The sequence below is a fragment of the Pseudomonas sp. NDM genome (assembly GCF_003105095.1).
Lineage (GTDB): Bacteria > Pseudomonadota > Gammaproteobacteria > Pseudomonadales > Pseudomonadaceae > Aquipseudomonas > Aquipseudomonas moraviensis_A.
In genome coordinates this window covers 19,885-38,926 of sequence record NZ_QETJ01000036.1, presented here as the reverse complement: position 1 = coordinate 38,926, position 19,042 = coordinate 19,885, and the positions used below count along the sequence as shown (strand labels likewise).

Genomic DNA, 19,042 nt, shown 5'->3' with positions numbered 1-19,042 from the left:
CGAAGCAGCCGCAAAAATCTTGTGGGCGCTGCGCACCCAAGCGGGAGCAAGCTCCCTCGCCACGGACAGCGGGTGCCAGGGCTTTTGTGCTGATATTCATACTGCCGCCGAGCCGACTCGGCCCTTGCGCAGTGCATCGATGACCGCTTCTTTCGGGCCGTCAGCCACGACCCGGCCGTTGTCCAGCACCAGCAACCGGTCCACCAGGCTCAGCATCGAGGTGCGGTGAGTGACCAGCAGCAGGGTTTTGCCTTGCATCCAGCCATGCAGTTTCTGCCGCAGCGCATCTTCGCTGCTGTTGTCCATGGCGCTGGTGGGTTCGTCGAGCAGCATGATCGGCGGATCGAGCAGTAATGCCCGGGCCAGCAACACTGCCTGGCGCTGGCCGCCGGAAAGCAGTTGCCCGCGTTCGCCCACCGGCCGGTCGAAGCCTTGCGGATGTTGCCTGGCCAGTTCGGTGACGCCGGTCAGTTCGGCGACTTCGAGCATGCGTGAATCGCTGATGTAGCGCGCACCCAGGGTCAGGTTGTCCCGCAGGCTGCCGGCCAGCAGCGGCAGGTCGTGGGCGACATAACCGATCTGCTGGCGCAGGTCAGCCACGTCCAGTTGGCGCAGGTCGAGGCCGTCTAGCAAAAGTTGGCCTTCCTCCGCTTCGTAGAAACCCATGACCAACCGCGCCAAGGTACTTTTGCCCGAGCCGCTGCGGCCGATGATGCCGACCCGCTCCCCGGGTTTCAGGCTGAAGCTGACCTCGCTCAGCGCTGGCGCATTCTGGCCGTGGTAATGAAAGGTCACGCCGCTGACATCCAGCGCACCCTGCAACTGCGTGCGCTCCAGTGGCCGTTGTTTGCCGTCGCGTTCCTGCGGCAGGGCCATCAGCGCATCGGTGCTTTTCATGGTCAGTTGCGCTTGCTGGTAACGGGTGATCAGCCCGGCGATCTGGCCGAGCGGGGCCAGCACACGGCTGCCGAGCATGTAGGTGGCGACCAGTGCGCCGACGCTGAGGTTGCCGGCGATGATGCTGTAGACCCCGGCGACAATCGTCGCCATCCCGGAAAACTGCTGAATGAACAGGGTGCCATTGGTGGCCAGCGCCGACAGGTTGCGCGCGTGGCTGTCGAGGCGGGTGAGGGCGCCGTGGGTGCTTTCCCATTTGTGCTGGCGCTCGCTTTCGGCGCCGCAGGCCTTGAGGGTTTCCAGGCCGCCGAGGGTTTCGATCAGCAGCGCCTGACGCTCGGCGCCGAGGCTCAGGCTTTTCTGCACGGTGTCGCGCAGGCGCACCTGAATCGCCATGGCGAAGATGATCGTGATCGGAAACGCCAGCAGCGGAATCACCACCAGCCAGCCGCCGAGCAGGCCGATCACCACCAGCATCAACACCACGAAGGGCAAGTCGATCAGGCTGGTCAGAGTCACGGCGGTGAGGAATTCACGCAGGCCCTGAAAGTCATGAATGCTTTGGGCGAATCCGCCGATGGTCGCTGGCCGCGCTTTCATCGACATGCCGGTGATGCGCTCGAACAAAGTGGCCGAGAGGATCACATCGGTTTTTTTCCCGGCGGTGTCGAGCAGGTGTGCACGCACCACGCGCAGCACCAGTTCGAAACCGGTGCCGATCAGCAAGCCGATCGACAGCACCCACAAGGTCGAGGTCGCCTGATTCGGTACCACGCGGTCGTAGGTCTGCATGACGAACAACGGCACCATCAGGCCCAACAGGTTGATCAGGAAACTGGCGAGGATCGCATCGCTGTACAGCCATTTCGACAGTTTCAGGGTGTCGCGAAACCACGCATGCACCCGTGGCACGAGCGGCGCGCGCAGGTCTTCGAGTTCGTGGCGCGGGCGGGCGAACAACGCCTGGCCGCTGTAGTGCTCGTTGAGCTCTTCGCGGCTGACCCATTGCTCGCCGCCATCGGCTTCACTGGGCAGCAGCAGGGCTTTGCCGTCCTCGCCAAACCGGCGCAGCACGGCGGTGCGGCCATCGTTGAGCAGCAACAGGATCGGCAGGTTCAGCGGCGAAATGTCTTTCAAGTCACGCCGTAACAACCGCGCCTGCAACCCGGCCCGCGCCGCCGCACGGGGTAGCAGATCCAGGCTCAGGCGTTGTTTGTTCAACGGCAGCCCGGCACTCAGGCTGGCACGACTGACCGTGGCGCCGTGCAGCTTGCAGAGGATCAGCAGACCGTCGAGTAACGGATCATCGAAGCTCAAGCGCGGATCGACCCCGGTGGCGCCGGGTTCCATGCTGGTCATAGTGATTGCCTCTCCTGAAGACGACTCGATAACTCTGTGGCGAGGGAGCTTGCTCCCGCTGGGCTGCGCAGCAGCCCCAGACTTCAGTCATGCGCAAAGAATGAGCGCTGCGCACTCAAGCGGGAGCAAGCTCCCTCGCCACAATTGATCGTTTCCACGGTCTGCGTGGGAACGATCAGAGATCGCAGCCTTCGGCAGCTCCTGCACGGGTCTATTTCAACTCGGGCAGGCGCGCCTGGTTTTTCACTTCGGTGGTGGCAATCGCATCAGCCGGCAGCACTACGCGTTGTTTGCTCAGCAGTTGGCCCATGTTCGCCAAGACGCGGTACATCGAGTATTCCTCGGTGTAGCGGATTTCGGTGTAGCGACGGTTGGCGTTGTACAGCTCGTTTTCGCTGTCGAGCAGGTCGAGCAGGGTGCGTTGGCCGAGGCCGAACTGGTCCTGATAAGCGGCGCGTACGCGTTTGGTGGTCTCGGCGTATTCGCGGGCGGTCGGCGTCTGCTTCTTGGCGTTTTCCATGGCGTTCCAGGCCAGACGGATGTTCTCGTTGAGCTGACGCAGGGCGTTGTTGCGGATGTCCATCGCCTGGTTGATGTCGTGGGCATTCGCGGCCAGACGTGCCTTGTCGCTGCCGCCACGGAACAGGTTGTAATTCATTACCACGCCAACCCGCCATTCGTTGTCGTGGCCTTCATCGCCCTGCACGTTGTTGTTGGCGCCGACTGCCGCTTCCGCGTCAAAGCGTGGATAGAACGGCGACTTGGCCACTTCGTACTGGCTCTCGGCGGACTGCACGTCAGCCTGGGCCGATTTCAGGTACGGGTTGTTGTCGACCATGCTCTGCTGCGCTTCACGCAGGTCCGGCGGCAGTTCGCCACGGGTCGAGGCCGGGGTTTCGAGCTCGTCGGGCATGCGTCCGACCACACTGTAGAAATTCGATTCGGCATCGGCCAGATCGACCTCGGCGGTGTCGAGGTTGTTCTGCGCCAGTGCACGACGGGCGACCGATTGATCGGAGTCTGCGGTGCTGCCAATGCCGCGCTCGGTGCGCAGGCCGATCTGATCGTTGACCCGCAAGTGCGCCTGCAGGTTGTTCTTGGCCAGCGTCACCAGCTCACGACGCTTGAGCACTTCGAGGTAGACCTCAATGGTGCGCAGGGCCAGATCCTGTGCGGTGCCTTGCGCGTAATAGGCGCGGGAGTTGGACACGCCCTTGGTGCGCTCGACCTCGTTGGCGGTGTTGAACCCGTCGAAGATCATCTGCCGCAAGCGCAGCTCCGATTGGGTGTAATTGAGAATTTCGGTGTTGTGATTACCGAAGGCGCGGGTGTTGGTGTTGTCGCTGTAGCCGCGACCGTAGGCAGCGTTCAAGTCGACCGACGGATAGAACCCGCCCTTGGCCACTTTCACCTGCTCATCTGCCGACAGGCGAGCGTCCACGCGCGAAGCCAGTTCCGGGTGGGTGGCAATAGTGCTTTGAATCGCCTCGGTGAGGTTCATCGCCTGGGCTTGGGAAGTGCAAGCCATGGCCAGCAAAACCGCGCTGCAGAGGGGGGTTAAAACGCGCATGGGTGCATCTCCCTGGATCTCAATGTTGTGTTACCGTCGCCAAATATTTGACGTAAATTTAGGGTGTAAGCGTTTCACTCTTGTAACAACAGAGCTAAGAACATCCTAGAGCGTAGCTAAGAAAAAATTTTCATAAGGCTTATTCCAAAAAAAACTTATGCGGTTTTTCAAAAGCAGCACATTGTTCAGCTCGAAAGCCTTTGTTTTATGCGCTTTAGGGAGCTCGATAAGGCTTGAGGAAAGTTCCATTCACTTTGCGAGACACTGCGAAGTACTGCTGAAGGGGAGGGACGCGTAGCGGCAAATGAGCGACAGATTTTTGTCACTTGGGTGAGTCACCGCCGTTACGTAGCGCTAGTGGGTCGATGAATTGAACAGGGTTGGCAAGTGCTTGATGGCGCTGGCAATTCTCTTCAAAACGGGCCTGCGAAACGAACTGTCGAGGGTGCGAGCGTCGCCCCCGGCAACCCGATTGAGCCATGGGCTGCTTCGCGAACGAGTGCCGACGGTGGTCGGCAGCGGAGGATTTCACATGGCAACGCTCATCGGTACGGTCACAAAAGTCATTGGTCAGGTGTTCGCTCAAGCGAGCGATGGCATCAAACGTCCGCTGTTCGAAGGCGATCGTTTGTACGCCGGCGATCAACTGATCACCGGCGCGGAAGGCGCGGTGGCGGTGAAACTGCAAAATGGCGAGGAATTGACCCTCGGCCGTGGCAGCAGCATCACCATGACCGGGCAACTGCTGGCCGATCAGGCTGTGCCGGTGAACGTCGACGAAGCGCAGACCCCGAGCCAGGCGCAACTGACCGATGTCGAGCAGATCCAGAAAGCCATCGCCGCCGGTGAAGACCCGAGTAAAACCGCCGAAGCCACCGCTGCCGGCCCCAACGCGCCCACCGGCAATACCGGTGAACTGGGCGGCGGGCACAGCTTCGTTCTGCTGACCGAAGTCGGCGGCCGGGTCGATCCGGTGATCGGTTTCCCAACTGCCGGTTTCAATGGCATCCCCGAATTTCCCGATTATCGCCGCGACGCGGACAACGACACTGGCGACGACACCCCAGCGCCGATCGTGGCGCCACCGCCAGCGGTGAACAACCCGGTCATCCTCAATGGCCTTGACGCAGCGGGCGGCGAGCTGAACCTCAATGAAGCCAATCTGCCTGACGGTACAGCGGCCAATCCGGGCGCTCTGACCCAGAGTGGCAGCTTCACCGTCTCGGCACCGGATGGCTTGAACAGCCTGAGCATCGGCGGCATCAACGTGATCGTTGGCGGCGTGCCGATCGGCTTTCCCCAGTCGATCACCACGCAGCTCGGCAACACCCTGACCATCACCGGCTACAACCCGGCGACCGGCACGGTCAGCTACAGCTACACCCTCACCGGCAACGAAACCCATGCGGCCGGCGATGGTGTGAACAACCTCAGCGAACAGTTCACCGTGATCGCCACCGACAGCAATGCCGACAGCGCCACCGGCACGCTGGACGTGAACATCACTGACGATGTGCCCAAAGCGTTTGATGACGCCAACGGCGTTGCCTCGGAAACCTTGCTGACCCTGACCGGCAATGTCCTCACCAATGACATACAAGGCGCTGACCGTGTGCCCACCGGCCCAGTCACGCCCGGCACCTTCACCGGTACTTACGGCACTTTGGTTCTCAACGCCGACGGCACCTACACCTATACGCTCAATACCAACGACGCCGATTTCAAAAACCTGCACGGCGGCGGCAACGGCACCGAGACTTTCGCCTACACCATCACCGATGCCGACGGCGATACCAGCACTGCCAACCTTGTCCTGCAGATTCACAATAACGACGACCCGGTGACCATCGACGGCCTGAACGTCGCTGGCGGCGAGCTGACGGTTTACGAGAAAAACCTCAGCGATGGCAGCACTCCGGATGCTGGTGCGCTGACGCAAAACGGCACGTTCACCATCACCGCACTCGACGGCGTCACCGCGCTGACCGTCGGCGGTATCGCCGTGGTCACCAATGGCGTGGCCGCAGGCTTTCCGCAGTCGATTACCACACCACTGGGCAGCACGCTGACCATCACCGGTTTCAACGCGGCAACCGGTGTGGTCAGTTACAGCTACACCCTGGCCGACAACGAAGCGCATCCGGATGCCAACGGCGCGAATAATCTGCCTGAGCAGTTCGCGGTCTCGGTAGTCGATGACAACGGCACGACGGCCACCGGCACCCTCGACGTCAACATCGTCGACGACCTGCCGAAAGCCATCGACGACAGCAACGGCACCGCTTCAGAAAGCCAACTGACCCTGACCGGCAATGTCCTGACCAATGACATACAAGGCGCTGACCGTGTGCCCACCGGTCCAGTCACGCCCGGCACATTCACCGGTACTTACGGCACTTTGGTTCTGAACGCTGACGGCACTTACACCTACACTCTCAATACCAACGACGCCGATTTCAAAAACCTGCACGGCGGTGGCAACGGCACCGAAACCTTCGCCTACACCATCACCGATGCCGACGGCGATACCAGCACTGCCAACCTTGTCCTGCAGATTCACAATAACGACGACCCGGTGACCATCGACGGCCTGAACGTCGCTGGCGGCGAGCTGACGGTTTACGAGAAAAACCTCAGCGATGGCAGCACTCCGGATGCTGGTGCGCTGACGCAAAACGGCACGTTCACCATCACCGCACTCGACGGCGTCACCGCGCTGACCGTCGGCGGTATCGCCGTGGTCACCAATGGCGTGGCCGCAGGCTTTCCGCAATCGATCACCACACCACTGGGCAGCACGCTGACCATCACCGGTTTCAACGCGGCAACCGGTGTGGTCAGTTACAGCTACACCCTGGCCGACAACGAAGCGCATCCAAACGCCAACGGTGCCAACAATCTGCCTGAGCAGTTCGCGGTCACGGTAGTCGATGACAACGGCACGACGGCCACCGGCACCCTCGACGTCAACATCGTCGACGACCTGCCGAAAGCCATCGACGACAGCAACGGCACCGCGTCAGAAAGCCAATTGACCCTGACCGGCAATGTCCTGACCAATGACATACAAGGCGCTGACCGTGTGCCCACCGGTCCAGTCACGCCCGGCACATTCACCGGTACTTACGGCACTTTGGTTCTGAACGCTGACGGCACTTACACCTACACTCTCAATACCAACGACGCCGATTTCAAAAACCTGCACGGCGGTGGCAACGGCACCGAAACCTTCGCCTACACCATCACCGATGCCGACGGCGATACCAGCACTGCCAACCTTGTCCTGCAGATTCACAATAACGACGACCCGGTGACCATCGACGGCCTGAACGTCGCTGGCGGCGAGCTGACGGTTTACGAGAAAAACCTCAGCGATGGCAGCACTCCGGATGCTGGTGCGCTGACGCAAAACGGCACGTTCACCATCACCGCACTCGACGGCGTCACCGCGCTGACCGTCGGCGGTATCGCCGTGATCACTAATGGCGTGGCCGCAGGTTTCCCGCAATCGGTGATCACGCCGCTGGGCAGCACCTTGACCATCACCGGTTATGATCCGGCGACCGGCGTGGTCAGTTACAGCTACAGCCTGGCCGACAACGAAGCCCATCCAACCGCCAACGGCGCCAACAGCCTCACCGAAAACTTCGACGTCGTCGCGACCGACACCGATGGCAGCACCGCCAGTGGCCAGATCAACGTCAACATCGTCGACGATTTGCCGACCGCCCATGCAGACGCGGCTTCGGTGACGGAGGGCGGCACCGTCAGCGGCAATGTGCTCAACAACGATATCGGCGGCGCGGATGGCCCGGCGGTCACCGGTGCAGTGGTCGGCGTGCGCGCCGGTGCCGACACCTCGACGTCGGCCATCGGTGGACTCAATTCGCAGATCAACGGCACCTACGGCTACCTCACCCTGGATGCCAACGGCAACGCGGTTTATCACAGCAATCCCAACACGGTGAACGGCCCGGGCGCGGTGGACGTATTCACCTACACCGTGCGCGATGCCGATGGTGATGAAAGCACTACGACGATCACCATCGATGTCTACAACAGCTGCCTGAAAGCGGTCAGCGACACCGACGTCACCGTCTACGAAAAAGCCCTCGACCTGAACAGGGACGGCCAGGATCTGGCGGCGGGCAGTGTGGTCGGCAGCGATCCGAACAGTACTGGTGAAACCGCCTCCGGCACGCTGGTCGGTTCGGTCACTGGCGCGGTCGGCGCGATCAGCTATGCGCTGGTCGGCAGCGCCACCGGCAATTACGGACAGATCGTTCTCAATGCCAATGGCACTTACACCTACACCCTGACTTCACCCGCGACGACCACGCCGCATGCCGACGACGGCGCCAACAGCCTGAGCGAAACCTTCACCTATCAGGCGACCGATTCGCTGGGTAACGTCGTCACCAGCAGCATCGTTGTGAGCATCGTCGATGACGTGCCGAAAGCGCTGAACGACAGCAACGCCAATAACGCGACCGAAGCCCAGTTGACCCTGACCGGCAACGTCCTCGACAACGACGTGCAAGGCGCCGACCGCGTCGCCAGTGGCCCGGTGACCGCCGGCACCTTCATCGGCACCTACGGCACGCTGGTACTCAACGGCAACGGCACTTACACCTACACGCTGGATGCCAACGACGCTGACTTCAAAAACCTCCACGGCGGCGGCAACGGCACGGAAACCTTCGCCTATACCATCACCGACTCCGACGGTGACACCAGCACCGCCAACCTGGTGCTGAACATCCACAACAACGACGATCCGGTGTGCCTCGACGGCCTCAACGTGAAGGGCGGCGAACTCAGCGTCTACGAGAAAAACCTCAGCGACGGCAGCACTCCCAATGCCTCGGCGCTGACCCAGAGCGGCAGCTTCACCGTGACCGCTCTCGATGGCCTGCAAACCCTGACGGTCGGCGGTATTGCCGTGATCAGCAATGGCGTCGCCGCCGGTTTGCCGCAGTCCGTGGTCTCGCCGCTGGGCAGCACCTTCACCATCACTGGTTACGACCCGGCTACCGGTGTGGTCAGTTACAGCTACACCCTGGCCGACAACGAAGCCCATCCGAACGCCAACGGTGCCAATAGCCTCAGCGAGAACTTCGACGTGGTCGCCACGGACACCGATGGCAGCACGTCCAGCGGTCAGATCAACGTCAATATCGTCGATGACCTACCGACCGCGCACGCGGACGCGGCTTCGGTGGCGGAGGGCGGCACCGTCAGCGGCAATGTGCTGGACAACGACATCGGCGGTGCTGACGGCCCGGCGGCCACAGGCGCAGTGGTCGGCGTGCGCGCCGGTGCCGACACCTCGACGTCGGCCATCGGCGGACTCAATTCGCAGATCAACGGCACCTACGGCTATCTGACCCTGGATGCCAACGGCAACGCGGTCTATCACAGCAATCCCAATGTGGTGAACGGCCCGGGCGCGGTGGATGTGTTCACCTACACCGTGCGCGATGCCGATGGCGACGAAAGCACCACGACGCTCACCATCGACGTGCACAACAGTTGCCTGACCGCCGTCAGCGACACCGACGTCACCGTCTACGAAAAAGCCCTCGACCTGAGCAAGGATGGCCTGGATCTCGCCCCCGGCACAGTCACCGGCAGTGATCCGGGCAATACCGGCGAAACCGCCAGCGGCACGCTGGTCGGTTCGGTAAGCGGCGGCAGCGGCGCGATCACGTACACGTTGGTCGGCAACGCCACCGGCAGCTACGGGCAACTGCAGCTCAACGCCGACGGCACCTACACCTATACGCTGACCTCGGCGCCGAAAACCGCGCCGAACGCCAACGACGGGCCGAACACCCTCAGCGAAACGTTCACCTACAAAGCCACCGATGCGCTGGGCAACGCCACCACCAGCACCCTCGTGGTGAACATCGTCGACGACGTGCCGAAAGCTGTTGCCTCGGATCGTTCGGTGACGGCGGTGGAGATCGATTCCAACGTGCTCATCGTCCTCGACATCTCCGGCAGCATGGCCGATGCCTCCGGTGTACCTGGTCTGTCGCGGCTGGCGCTGGCCAAGCAGGCCATTGGTGCCCTGCTCGACAAGTACGATGATCTGGGCGATGTGAAAGTGCAGTTGGTGACATTCAGCAGCAATGCCGCCGACCGCACCACGGTGTGGGTCGATGTCGCCACCGCCAAGACACTGCTTGCGGGTCTGAATGCCGGCGGCGGCACCAACTACGACGCTGCCGTGGCGGTGATGCAGAACGCGTTCAACACCTCAGGCAAACTTACCGGGGCGCAGAACGTCGGCTACTTCTTCTCCGACGGCAAGCCCAACGAGGGCGACATCGGCAGCGCTGACGAAGCCGCGCTGAAAAACTTCCTCGATGCCAACAACATCAAGAACTACGCCATTGGCTTGGGCAACGGCGTGAGCAACGCCTACCTCGATCCACTGGCCTACGACGGTATCAGCCACACCAACACCAATGCGGTGGTGGTCACCGATCTCAACCAGCTCAACTCGGTATTGTCCGGCACCGTGCAGGGCGCGCCGGTCACCGGTTCGCTGCTGGGCGAGGGCGGTTCGTTCGGCGCCGATGGCGGTTTCATCAAATCCATCATGGTCGACGGCACCACCTACACCTACGATCCAAAAGCCCTCGGTGGCCAGGGGGCGTTGACCGCGAGCGGCGGCGCCAACCACGGCACCTTCAACACGGCGAACAACACCGTCAGCATCGCCACCAACAACAGCGGCACGCTGGTGATCAACCTGGATACCGGCGAATACAGCTACACCTCGCAGAAAACCACCGCCGTGGTGATCACCGAAAACATCGGCTTCAGCGTCAGCGACAACGACGGCGACCTCGCCAGCTCCACGCTGACGGTGAAAGTGATTCCCAACGCGCCGCCCGAGGCGATGGACGATCACGTCATCACCAACGTGCTCTCGGGCAACATCGTGGTGCCGGGCGAGCTGTTGCTGGCCAACGACACCGATCCGAACGGCGACGCCCTCAGCGCCACGCCAACCAGTTTCAACACCGGGTGGGTGTCGAAAGCGGCGGACTTCACCGGCAGTGGCCTGATCGGCTTCACCGGGCAGACCAATAACTCGGCCAACCAGAACCTGGCCAATGTGCGCAGCGCCTTCAGCGCCAATGCCGCGACCATGACCGCCGTGCTGGTAGTCAGCGGTTATCTCGGCATGGTGAGCAACAGCAACGCCAACGATGAAGACCGCATCACCGTCCACCTGCGTCAGGGCGAAACCCTCAATCTGGATCACAACCTCGCTGCCGGTCATGTCGGCATGGAGTACTCGCTCAACGGCGGCGCCTGGATGGCACTGGCGGACGGGCAAACCCTGACCGCGTCGGCCGATGGTATCTATCAGATCCACATCACCAACATTGCCAATCCTACGGGCACCGGCAACCCGAACGCGGGGGAAAACTATCAACTGACCATGACCCTCAACTACGCCGGGGCCCATGACATTACGCCGGACTATCACGGCACTTACACCGCCAACGACAACCACGGCGGCAGCGACACGGCCAACGTCAGCATCAGCTATCAGGACGGCCACACCCTGACCGGCACGGCTGGCGACGATGTCTTGGTGGCGGGCAGCGGCAACAACGTGATCAATGCCGGCGATGGCAACGACGTACTCAGCGGCGGATCCGGCAACAACGAAATGCACGGCGGCGCCGGCAACGATTTGCTCTACAGCGGCGCCGGCAATGACCTGCTCGACGGTGGCACCGGCAGCGACACCGCCAGCTACGCCCACGCCACGGCTGCGGTCACCGTCAACCTCGGCCTGCTTGGTGCGCAAAACACCTTCGGCGCCGGTACCGATACGCTGACCGCCATCGAAAACCTGCTCGGCTCCAACTTCAACGACAGCCTCACCGGCGATGGCAACAACAACGTGATCAACGGTGGCCTCGGCAACGACTTCCTCAACGGTGGCGCTGGCGATGACTTGCTGATCGGTGGCATGGGCAACAATACACTGACGGGCGGGGCAGGGGCCGACACCTTCCAGTGGCTCAAGGGCAACAGCGGCCACGACCTGATCACCGACTTCACCCCCGGCACCGACAAACTCGACCTGTCGCAACTGCTGCAAGGCGAAAACGCCAGCACCGCGTCGCTGGACGACTACCTGCACTTCACCGTCAGCGGCAGTGGTGCTTCGGTGATGACCAGCATCGACATCAGCGCCATGGCCGGCGCCACGCCGAACCAGACCATCGATCTTGCGGGCGTCAACCTCGCCAGCCACTACGGCGTGACGCCGGGGGCGGGTGGGATGGTGGCTGGCGGGCATGACACGGCGACGATCATCAGCGGGATGCTCAATGATCATTCGTTGAAGGTGGATACGGTTTGACCTGAGGTCTGAAACGACAAAACCCGCCGCCCCGGTTGATTCGGGACGGCGGGTTTTGTCTGTCTGCAGAGGTGTGTTGCCTGTGAATCAGCCTTCGCGAGCAGGCTCGCCCCATTGGAACACGGTCAGAAAGGTGGGAGCGAGCCTGCTCGCGAAGGGGCCGGCCTGAACAGCGCATAATTCAGCCGACCTGCACCAACTCCGGATTATCTGACACCCGATCCACCGCCCAATACCCTTCCCATGCAAATCGCCTTCCGACAAACGGTAGCAATACCTGTAATTTCTGACAGTAGGCAGGTTCATCCCACCCGCATCTAATGAAGCCATTCCGACAGCGCTTGAACTGCGCTGTACCGCCGCTTATCGAGGAACGCTGGAATGGCCAAGCGAAAGAACCCAGTCGGTCAGCCTGATCAGAACACCCCGGTTTCCTGGGGCAGGTCGGTCGAAGTGACGGTACCGGCCGTGCTTGATCCTGCCGACCCCAAAGGTCTTTTGCCGCTAAGGGCGTTGGGTGATGACCTTATCGTCACATTCATGGATTTTGAACAAGGAGATGCGCCGGACGAGTTGGATCTGGTCGAATTGGGCTTCATGTCCAAAGGTGGAACGTTCAGAAAGGTCGATGAACGCTGGTATCCGACCAATGATCCCATTGCGTTCCCGCAAACCCTGAAGGTGCCTCGCGATTTACTGTCAGAGGGTGTCTACGAAGTCGCAATCCAGATCTCGATCTACGGAAACAACCCGAATGAAGGCCCTCGCAAAACGCTGACCATCGATACCACCAAACCCAACTTCGGAAACAAGCCGGGCGCGGCCGGGTTCCCCCCCGAGCTGAATGGCACCATCACCGAAACCTTCCTGGCTCAGGAGGGGGAGGTCAGTGTGCTGGTGCCTTGGTACGACGATGCCGAGGCGCTGGATCGCGCGCCGTATTACTGGACCAGCGAAGCCATCCCGCCAGACTCTGAAACACCCATCCGCGAGCAGGAGTTCAGCGCTGAAGATATCCGCGACAAACGCTTGAGCATCACCGTGTACGCGGATGAAATTCGATCGTGGGGCTCTGGCACGCGTTATTTTTATTACCACCTGAGGGACAGGGCCGGAAACGAAGGACCGAATTCCTTTCTTTCGGCTATCGAAGTTGATCTGTCGCCTGCACCGGGAGCACTGCTGCCACCCCGAGTACCGCTGTCATCCCGGGGGCTGGTCGATCGCCAACAAGCCCGTGACGGTGTCGCCGTGGAAGTCGATGAATATGACTTTGCCGATCCCGGTCATAAGCTGGCGGTTTTCTGGGACGATACGCCCCTGCCTGAAATCCCCATCGATCCCTCCGCTTTTCCGCTGTCGGTCCCTGTGCCGTGGTCGACCTTGCATGCAAAAGGCGATGGGCCTTTGCGGGCGAAGATCTATTACAAGATTCGCCAGGGAACAGCCTACGGGCCACCCTCGCCGACCATTTCGGTGGCAGTGAACCTGACGCTGGCAGGTCAGGATCATGCCAAGGCGCCGGCATTGATCAACGAAGATCTTGCACTGGTTGAGGTGTACGGCGAAGAAAGTCAAACCCGCAATACTTTGCTGACGGACGATTTTGGTCTGCCGGCCAGCGTGTTGCTGCCTCTGTACGATGCACCCGAACAGGGGCAGCTACTGGAACTGCACTGGGGAAGCTACCCCGGCGTCGTCGCGTTTTATGAAGTCAAACCAGGCGATGTTGCCGGCAAATCCGTCAGGTTTTCCGTGCCCTGGAATGTTATCGATACCGACAAGGAGAATCCGGCATTGCCGGTTTGGTACACCACCAGCAACGGTGTGAACCAGCAACAGTCGTTACCGACCCGGGTGGCGGTATCGATAGTGGTGATCGAGGGGTTGAAGGAGGTTGTGTTTCCGCATGCAAACAGGGATGGCGTATTGCACTGTTGCAGTCGGCCCAGGCTCTGGAAGGGCGTCACGGTAAGAGTCAAAGCTGACCCGTTTATCGAGCAGGGCGACACGCTGACGGTGTGCTGGCAGGGCAGCACCGGACTCAATGGCAGCGAGCCCATCAAAGGTACTTACGAGGAAATTGAAAAAGAGCTCACAACACTGCTGCCGGGTGAAGACATCGATATTGTCGTCGAGGATTACGACCGGTTGGTTGCGCCCATGGTCAACTACGGTTCTGCGCTGGTTTATTACCGGTTGAAAAAAAGCATGGGCGGTCGGGGGATATCCAAAAAGGAGATTGTGATCATCAATCGCACCCTGCCCAGTGGCGCAGTATGTTCACCTCTCAATGATTTGTGCGAAGAGAACTGAAGTATCAGCAAATTATGCAGTGTGGTTAATTGCCGGCATTTCTCTGGACGTTTGTATTGGGTTGGAGGGTCGGTGCGTTCATAAAACAGGAGAGCTTACAATGAGTAACTTGAAAGTACTGTCCAAGGCAGAGGCTGCCCGTAAAAAAGTTTTTGATTTGCGTCAAGCCCTGAGTACCCGTTCGGGTACTCCTCCTGAAGTTGAAGACTTGCTCCCGCCCCTGCCGGGTGACAATGTCAAGAAACTTCAGGCGGCGCGTCAGGGCACAGACTGCAAGGTGATAATTACCTCCATGGTAGTGCCGCCGGGGTCAACCCAAGGTGACACATATATCGCATTGCAGAAAGACTCAGTAGTGGTTACGGAGTGGATAGTGGTTCCCATCCCCCCGCCTGCAACTTTCGAAATGATTTTGCCTGCAAAGGAAACCGCAACGCCAGGTCCTTTTCGCTTGACTTATATAGTGGATTACGGTGGCAACAAAAATACTTCTGATACCTCTGAGTTCTTCATCGACATTGTCGCACCTAATCATGGTGCACCTGGAGGTAAAGCGGCACCGCCCGACGAAATCATTGATGGCGTGTTGACCCGAGAAATTCTTGATGCGCTGGGTGATATAAAGATGATCATCCCGGTGCCTGACGATGTCAAACAGGGGGATATCTATACGGCGTACTATGGGAAAAGTGATCCAGCGGCACCCGTGGACACTTTTATTGTCGATGAAGATTCGAGTGCGCCAATTGAACTGTTTATCAAGAAGACCCATATCGAAACGTTGGGAGAAGGACTGTTTATCTTTTACTGCAAATATGCAGATCGCGTCGGTAACGTCGGGCCTTCTTCCGACCCTTTTCATTTTGATGTTCGGCTGACACCGGCACCCAGCGGGTTGCTACCCCCTGAGGTGCCGGAAAACGCCGATGGTGTTGTCGACTTGAAAGATGCCTACCCTGATGTCGCCGTGGTCATTCCTGCATTCGCTAATGGTCAGCCGAACGATGTGGCCCGAGTCACCTTCAACGGAAAGTTGCAACCCGACAAGCCGACTGATGGCACCGCTCCGGTCATTGTCGACGTACCGTTCAGGGACGCCGCAGAAGGCGGTGATGGTCCGAAGGATGTGATGGTGAATTACGCGATCATTCGAAACGGCAACCCGTTTCCGGAAGCGACAGGGGCGACCATCAATGTCGATCTGTCGATCCCTGGTCCAACCAATCCTGAGCCTGATCCGGACAAAGGTAATCCGAACCTGGTTGCTTTGGTCGTCAAGGGTTCCACAGGCGATAACACTTTGGTGGTGGATGATGTTGGCAGCTTGATCGACATTGACTTGACTATTCCTGATCTCACGACATTGGATCCCGGTGATATTTTCGATTTGATGTACGACGGTAAAATAGTTTCGCCTCCAGAAGGTCGTTATGAGGTCGTCGGCGATGAGGCCGATGATTTCAAGATTCCATTCAAGCTACCGTCTGATGTTTTTGTGGCCGCAAAAAACGGGATAAAGACAGCCCGCTACATCATCACCAATCCGGCAAATGGCAGCAACGCGAATCCATCATTGCCGACTCCGGTAGATGCTTATGTTATTGCAGTGACATTGCCAGAGCCCGTTATTCAGAATCTTTATACGAATCCGGGTAATTTGGTGTATCTGAACTGTTCTTCTCTACGCGATATTCCTGTGATAGGTAAGGCCGCAGTTGTGCGTGTCGCGGGAGGCGGGTCACTTGTTGCTGATTTGAAACTGGACTTCGTATGGAAAGGAACCCCGCTTTCAGGAGGGGATGATATTCCCGATTATACGTTCAGCAAGACGTTGCAGGGCAATGAACATACGGCGGGCTTTGAAGTTTACCTGCCCTTCAATGCTGCCCTCAGACCTATCAGGGACGGACGCGGAGTCATTTCATATACAACGGAGATTGATGGCCGTACTCATGACTCCGCGGATCACGACGTCAGAGTGGTTGTGGTTGATAATATAGGGACATTCTGTCCCGGAACTAACGATGCCTAATTAACGGTCAATGCAGGCGGGGACACATCCCCGCCTTCTTTTATTTGACATGCACGGTAAAAATATCCATCGAAGAAAGGGAACTTTCCTACAGAACGAGGTAAGTAATGTCTGTACGGTGCGTGCGGACGAAACTACTTTTGTTGAAATACATCCGCTAAATGTCGAAGGAGTACATATGGGTATCTGTACGGTTCTTTATCCATTGAAGGCATCAAAAACAAAACTGGCTTGGTTCGCCCTGGCGCCAGTCCTCTCCTCAAGCCCGCTGGCCTTTGCCCTCACTTCCATCGAAGCGGGTCAAACATTGACCATTGATAGCACAACCGAACAAGACAACTATCGCGCCCGCGATGGTGGTGTATTGAACGCCAATGCTGCGAATACCTATGAAGTCTTGATCACCACCGGGTCGCAATTGAATGTGGTGGGGGGGACTTATGCCGGGCGTTCGGGCAACGCGGGGATTACCCTCGTCAATGCCCGTGCCGATGTGAGCGACGCCATTGTGACCGGTACCCGAATGGGGATGTCGATCGCCCGGGCGACGGGTACGACCACAGGTTCGACTGCCGTGATCAGTGGCAGCCGGATTACCGGGCAGACGTCCGGAATCGAAACCGGTGGCGGCGCTGATATCCAATTGACTGATACGCATCTGACCGGTACGGGAGCAAACAGCTTTGGTTTGAATTCGTTCGGTGCAGAGGTCAGGGCCAAGGGCGGCAGCATGACCGGAGGCATGAACGGCATTCGCCTGCGTCCCGACGGCGAGGGCATCGGCAACGGTGCCAATGTGTCGCTGGACAACATTGAGGTACGAGGGGTGGCGGGTGCAGCCATCCTTGCCAATGGCGGGGTTGTGGCACAGATCAACGTGCTGAATTTCACGCGCTTGCTTGCCGGCAACGGCGTACTCCTTGATGTGCAAGGCGCTTCCACCGCAACGATGACGGTGGCTGACAGTACGTTGGAAGGCAACATCAATGTCACCGATAACAGCCTCGCCAATCTGACTTTCAATCACGGCCACATGGTAGGTGATGTCATCGTCGATGGCAGCTCAACGGCGGGTGTCACATTGGAAAATCATTCGCAGTTCACCGGTCGTCTCGATCAGGTCGACAGCGTGAACGTCAACAGCAATTCCAATTGGACACTGACCGGCAATGATTCGATCGGTGCACTGGGCATGAACGGTGGCACTGTCACCTTTGGCGCCCAGGACGCCCCCGGTACGTATTACACGCTCAATGTCGGCTCACTTTCCGGCAATGGGACCTTTGCGATGAAGGGCGATTTCGCCAGCGGTGAGCATGACTTTCTCAATGTCGCCGGGGCTTCCTCGGGCGACTTCGCCCTGGCTGTCGCGGCCTCTGGTCTGAATGCAGCCTCGCCGCAGCAGTTGACGCTGGTACGTACCGGCACCACCGACGCTGCGAATTTTGCTCTGGCCGGCGAGCAGAGGGTTGACGTCGGCACCTGGTCTTACGCTCTGGCCAGCCGGGAAATCGACGGGGGAGCGAAGGAGTGGTTTCTCGACCCGACCACCGAAGTCATCAGTCCTGGCGCGCGCTCGGTACTGGCCTTGTTCAACACCGCGCCAACCGTCTGGTATGGCGAGCTGTCGTCGTTGCGCAGCCGTATGGGTGAGTTGCGTTTGAACGGTGGCGAGGGCGGGGGGTGGAGTCGTGTTTACAGCAACAGACACGACGTCGCTGATGGGTCAGGTGTCGGTTATCAGCAAACACAACAGGGATTCTCCCTCGGCGCCGATGCGCGGGTGGGCGAAAGCCAAGTGCTGGTCGGGGTGCTCGCCGGCACGAGCGAATCCGATCTGGATCTGAATCGCGGAACCTCGGGTACGGTGAAAAGTTACTACGTCGGTCCCTATGTCACGTGGCTCGACAGTGACACCGGTTACTACTTCGACGGCGTGCTCAAGTTCAACCGGTTTCGTAACGAGTCCAAAGTCAACCTGAGCGATGGCAGCCGCACCAAAGGCGATTACGACAACTGGGGTGTAGGCGGTTCCGCCGAGTTCGGTCGGCATATCAAACTGGCCGACAACTACTTCGTCGAACCGTTCGCGCAACTGTCGGCCGTGCAGATCCAGGGCCAACACTACACGCTGGACAACGACATGGACGCCGACGGCGATCGCATGCGCTCACTGCTCGGCAAGGCCGGGGCCACGTTGGGGCGAAACTTCGGTTTCGCCGACGGCGCTGTTGCCCAGCCTTATGTACGTGCGGCGATTGCTCACGAGTTCGCTTCGAACAACGAAGTGAAGGTCAACAACAACGTGTTCAACAACGATTTGTCAGGCTCCCGGGCGGAGTTTGGGGCAGGGGTGGCTGTGGCGGTGTCCGAGCGGTGGCAGATGCATGTCGATCTGGACTATGCCAAAGGGGAGCATATTGAGCAGCCTTACGGGGTGAATCTGGGGTTACGGTATTTTTGGTAAAGAGCC

At 59.6% G+C, this 19,042-nt stretch carries 6 protein-coding genes; 4 read left to right on the top strand and 2 right to left on the bottom strand.

Annotated features, from left to right (window positions below; translation table 11 throughout):
- Positions 1-96: 96 nt before the first annotated feature.
- Entirely contained in the window at positions 97-2,256 is a 2,160-nt protein-coding gene (locus tag DCO47_RS10745; protein WP_116658068.1) for a type I secretion system permease/ATPase, read from the bottom strand.
- 211 nt (positions 2,257-2,467) lie between these two features.
- The gene (locus DCO47_RS10740) at positions 2,468-3,826 is read right to left on the bottom strand and encodes a TolC family outer membrane protein (RefSeq protein ID WP_039761048.1); all 1,359 of its coding nucleotides are present in this window, start codon (positions 3,824-3,826) and stop codon (positions 2,468-2,470) included.
- 532 nt (positions 3,827-4,358) lie between these two features.
- Here DCO47_RS10740 and DCO47_RS10735 point away from each other — a divergent pair.
- The 4 genes from DCO47_RS10735 to DCO47_RS10720 all read left to right on the top strand — a co-directional run bounded on the left by DCO47_RS10735 (position 4,359) and on the right by DCO47_RS10720 (position 19,036).
- Complete coding sequence (locus tag DCO47_RS10735; RefSeq protein ID WP_116658067.1) at positions 4,359-12,221, top strand: retention module-containing protein; 7,863 nt, start codon at positions 4,359-4,361, stop codon at positions 12,219-12,221.
- A gap of 381 nt (positions 12,222-12,602) precedes the next feature.
- Positions 12,603-14,537 (top strand): hypothetical protein, encoded by a 1,935-nt coding sequence (locus DCO47_RS10730; protein ID WP_256590134.1) that lies wholly within the window; start codon positions 12,603-12,605, stop codon positions 14,535-14,537.
- A gap of 100 nt (positions 14,538-14,637) precedes the next feature.
- Positions 14,638-16,569 carry a hypothetical protein gene (locus DCO47_RS10725; protein WP_116658066.1) on the top strand — a complete coding sequence of 644 codons (1,932 nt, stop codon included), beginning with the start codon at positions 14,638-14,640 and terminating at the stop codon, positions 16,567-16,569.
- Positions 16,570-16,747: 178 nt separating this feature from the next.
- Positions 16,748-19,036, top strand: a complete 2,289-nt coding sequence (locus DCO47_RS10720; RefSeq protein ID WP_116658065.1) for an autotransporter outer membrane beta-barrel domain-containing protein — start codon at positions 16,748-16,750, stop codon at positions 19,034-19,036.
- Positions 19,037-19,042 lie beyond the last annotated feature (6 nt).